At 61.6% G+C, this 3212-nt stretch carries 4 protein-coding genes and 1 other RNA gene; 4 read left to right on the top strand and 1 reads right to left on the bottom strand.

Annotation, left to right across the window (positions count from 1 at the left end; genetic code table 11):
* The coding region (locus tag EN879_RS29490; RefSeq protein ID WP_127274429.1) for an MFS transporter at window positions 1–1124 on the top strand (1124 nt) is incomplete at its 5' end.
* A gap of 15 nt (window positions 1125–1139) precedes the next feature.
* Here the strand turns inward: EN879_RS29490 and EN879_RS29485 are convergent.
* Complete coding sequence (locus tag EN879_RS29485) at window positions 1140–1979, bottom strand: MoxR family ATPase (RefSeq protein WP_127274428.1); 840 nt, start codon at window positions 1977–1979, stop codon at window positions 1140–1142.
* Window positions 1980–2126: 147 nt separating this feature from the next.
* On the opposite strand from EN879_RS29485, the gene ssrS reads away from it, so the two are divergent.
* The 3 genes from ssrS to EN879_RS29470 all read left to right on the top strand — a co-directional run.
* Window positions 2127–2282, top strand: a non-coding RNA gene (ssrS, locus tag EN879_RS29480) — 6S RNA.
* Window positions 2283–2378: 96 nt separating this feature from the next.
* Complete coding sequence (locus EN879_RS29475) at window positions 2379–2966, top strand: 5-formyltetrahydrofolate cyclo-ligase (RefSeq protein WP_024502903.1); 588 nt, start codon at window positions 2379–2381, stop codon at window positions 2964–2966.
* Between the two features lie 70 nt (window positions 2967–3036).
* Window positions 3037–3212, top strand: a 176-nt coding sequence (locus EN879_RS29470; protein WP_206521024.1) for a YmdB family metallophosphoesterase, incomplete at its 3' end; no start/stop codon positions are given.

The raw sequence follows: 3212 nt of genomic DNA, 5'->3' as shown, positions 1-3212 counted from the left end.
GCTTTGGTCCCGCCATCGGTGGATTGATCGTCGCGTTCTCGAGCTGGCAGTGGGTGTTCCTCATCCATGTGCCGCTTGCCATCCTTGCGCTGGTCTTCATCGGTGCCGGTGTCACCGAATCACGCGACCACAATGCCCAGAAGCTTGACCGTGCCGGTATCCTGACGCTCTCGTTCGCGGTGTTCGGCTTCTCCTATCTGATCACGCAAGGGGCCGATCTCGGCTCTGGTGCCCGCATCGGCGTGGCAAGTGCTGCCGTGCTGGCCTTCGCCGCGTTCCTCGTTGCCGAGAAGATCAGCCCCTATCCGATGTTCGATTTCTCGGTGTTCCGGATCCGTCAATTTTCGGGAGCGATCATGGGCGGCATCGGCATGAATTTCAGCTATTGGCCGTTCATCATGTATCTGCCGATCTATTTTTCGGGTGTGCTCGGCTACGACAGCACCACGACCGGCCTGCTGCTGCTCGTCTACACGCTTCCCTTGATGCTGATGTCCTCGACCGCCGAGCGCCTGCGCGCCCGCTATCAGGCGCGGGTGGCGATCCCGCTCGGGTTGCTGACATTGGGGGTCGGCTTTATCGCCATGAGGATAGGTTCGAGCCTTGAGGGAGCCAGCTGGCTGACCATGCTGCCCGGTACGCTGATCGCCGGTATCGGTATCGGCCTCACCAACTCACCGACCACCAACACCACGACGGGTTCGGTGTCGCCGGATCGCGCCGGCATGGCTTCGGGCATCGATATCAGCGCGCGGCTGATCACGCTCGCCATCAACATCGCGGTGCTGGGCCTGCTGTTGACGCAGGGAATTGCTTCCTATCTCAAAACCGCATTGGGCACGGCCCTTGACCCGGACGAATTGCGCGCGTTGGCGGAAAAGATCGCCACCGGAAATCTCGATGGCCTCTCCCAATATTCGCCCAGGCTGGCGACCCTCGACCCGTCCGGCGCGCTTGCGCATGCCGCCTTGGTCAACGGTTTTGGCTGGGTCATGCTCTATAGCGGGATCGGCGTTCTTGCCCTTGCCGTCATCAGCTTCGTCGTCTTCGGCCCCAGAAACGTCGCGCCGCAAGAGGCAAGGGACCGTCATCGTGCTCAGGGCGCAAGCGAAGCTCGATCGTAGCAAGTGCCCGGCGCCTCACCCTTGCCTGCGCGCCATGAAGGCAAGCCGCTCGAACAGATGGACATCCTGTTCGTTCTTCAGCAATGCGCCATGCAGCTTGGGCAACGCGTTCTTCGGGTCGGCGCGCAGATCCTCGGGCGCGATATCGTCGGCGACCAGCAGGCGGATCCAGTCGAGCGCCTCGGAGGTCGACGGTTTTTTCTTCAGCCCCGGCACTTCGCGGATCTCGTAGAACTGGGTGAGGGCTGCCCGAACCAGGTTCTGCTTGATGCCGGGATAGTGGACGTCGACGATTCTGTGCAGCGTGTCGACGTCGGGAAAGCGGATGTAATGGAAGAAGCAGCGGCGCAGGAACGCGTCCGGCAACTCCTTCTCGTCGTTGGAGGTGATGATGACGATCGGCCTGACGGCGGCGCGGATGGTTTCGCCGGTCTCGTAGACGAAGAACTCCATCCGATCGAGTTCCTGCAGGAGATCGTTTGGGAATTCGATGTCGGCCTTGTCGATCTCGTCGATCAAGAGCACGACCTTCTTGCCGGCGGCGAAAGCCTCCCAGAGTTTGCCGCGCTTGATGTAGTTCCTGATGTCGTTGAAGCGCTCGTCGCCCAACTTGCTGTCGCGCAGCCGCGAGACGGCATCATATTCGTACAGGCCCTGCTGCGCCCGCGTCGTCGACTTGACGTGCCATTCGATGAGGTCGAGGCCGAGTGCAGCCGCCACCTGGCGGGCCAGTTCCGTCTTGCCGGTGCCGGGCTCGCCCTTGACCAGCAAGGGCCGCTCCAGCGCGATCGCCGCATTGACGGCCACCATCAGATCCTTGTCGGCGACATAGGCCGCCGTGCCTTCGAAACGCATTCTTGCTCCTCGGTTGGTCATCGCGACCGTAAGGACGAGGCCGTGCCTGTGCAAGGGTGAGGTGTTGGCGGCGCGAGGGCCTGAACCAACACGGAAAGAGTGCCCGTCTCACTGGCGCTTAGCCGGCCGGCAGCCTATATTGGGCGGGACGGTCTGTGCTTCCCGGCAGGAGAACATTTTCCCCGGGGCCTTAACGATCCTTAGGGAGCTGTCCCTGGGAAGACCCGTGGGTTTTCTCACACGGCGCCCACCTACTTTGTAGGTTCCCGGGATCGCTCTCTCCACCGGTTGTGTGGATCGTCACTTATTGCCACGCGTCCCGCATTTCGGTGGATGATTGCGGTGGAAAACGTCGCTCCCAACACTCCATCCAGATCTGACCTTTTCTACCCTGACTGCATGACCTCTCTCAAAGACCTCAAAAAGCAGCTTCGCCGCGAGGCCCTCGGACGCCGCGATGCGCTCGACGAATTCTGGCGGGTGGAGGTCGCGCTTGAAATGGCAGAGACGGCACGCGATCACCTCCACATTGAGCCGGGCCAGATCGTTTCCGGCTTCTGGCCGATGCGCTCGGAAGTCGACGTCAGGCCGCTGATGTTTGCCTTGCGCGAAAGGGGCGCGCGGCTTTGCCTGCCGGCCATTCTCGACAAAACCACGATCGTCTTTCGCGAACTGGTGCGCGGCGCGCCGATGGTCGAGATGGGTTTCGGCACGGTCGGCCCGCATGAAGAAGCAGAAGTGCTCGACCCCTCGGTGATGCTGGTGCCGCTCGCCGCCTTCGATGCGCGCGGCCATCGCATCGGCTATGGTGCCGGCTATTACGACCGCGCCATCGCCAAGCTGATCGACAAGGGACAGCCGCCGCGGCTGGTCGGCATCGCCTTCGACTGCCAGGAGGTGGCAATGGTGCCGGATGAGGAACATGACGTCGTCATTCCGGAAATACTGACCGAGAGCGGGTTGCGCCGCTTCGCGTCAAAATTGTAGATAAAAGGACGCATGATCTTTCACAGACGTCATGCAGCTTTTGCTTCGCTGACCTTCGGTGCGGGATCATATGAGACTTCTCTTCCTCGGTGACATGGTTGGAAAGACGGGACGGACGGCGGTGTGGGAACAACTGCCCGGCTTGATCTCCGACTTCAAACTCGATTTCGTCATCGTCAACGGTGAGAACGCCGCCGGCGGCTTCGGCATCACCGAAGATATCTTTCGCGAGACGATCGCCGCCGG

Source organism: Mesorhizobium sp. M7A.F.Ca.AU.002.02.1.1 (genome assembly GCF_003998535.1).
GTDB lineage: Bacteria > Pseudomonadota > Alphaproteobacteria > Rhizobiales > Rhizobiaceae > Mesorhizobium > Mesorhizobium ciceri.
Note: the sequence above shows the minus strand (reverse complement) of the source record. Positions and strands in the feature narration are given on the sequence as shown.

What these genes read in the sequence shown, in the direction of transcription:
- EN879_RS29485 (WP_127274428.1), bottom strand. Translation starts at nt 1,979, where the DNA reads ATGCGTTTCGAAGGCACGGCGGCCTATGTCGCCGACAAGGATCTGATG.
- EN879_RS29475 (WP_024502903.1), top strand. Translation starts at nt 2,379, where the DNA reads ATGACCTCTCTCAAAGACCTCAAAAAGCAGCTTCGCCGCGAGGCCCTC.